The sequence below is a fragment of the Escherichia sp. AM3 genome, from assembly GCF_032029835.1.
GTDB lineage: Bacteria > Pseudomonadota > Gammaproteobacteria > Enterobacterales > Enterobacteriaceae > Escherichia > Escherichia coli.
Genome location: NZ_JAVUPQ010001210.1, coordinates 1 through 246, shown reverse-complemented (window position 1 = coordinate 246; position 246 = coordinate 1). Strand labels below are relative to the sequence as shown.

1 pseudogene is annotated in these 246 nt (G+C 63.4%); it reads left to right on the top strand.

Annotated elements, in window-relative coordinates:
* Window positions 1-246 (top strand): annotated as a pseudogene (locus tag RTW80_RS30340) (PLP-dependent aminotransferase family protein); the annotation flags it as partial.

Here is a 246-nt window from a genome sequence, read left to right as displayed (position 1 = left end):
ACAATGCGCCCGTTGTGTATCTGGGGACGTTCAGCAAAACGCTGTTTCCATCGCTCCGGTTGGGGTTCATGGTGTTACCGCCAGCGCTGGCGAAGGCGGCGCGTCCGGCCATCGGCTCGCTGCTGCGCGGCGGGCATCGCGCTGAACAGCGCACCCTGGCGCTGTTTATTGAGGAAGGCCACTATGCACGACATCTTGCCGCCATGCGCCGCCTTTATCGTAAGCGTTACCGCCAGCTGCGGGAGG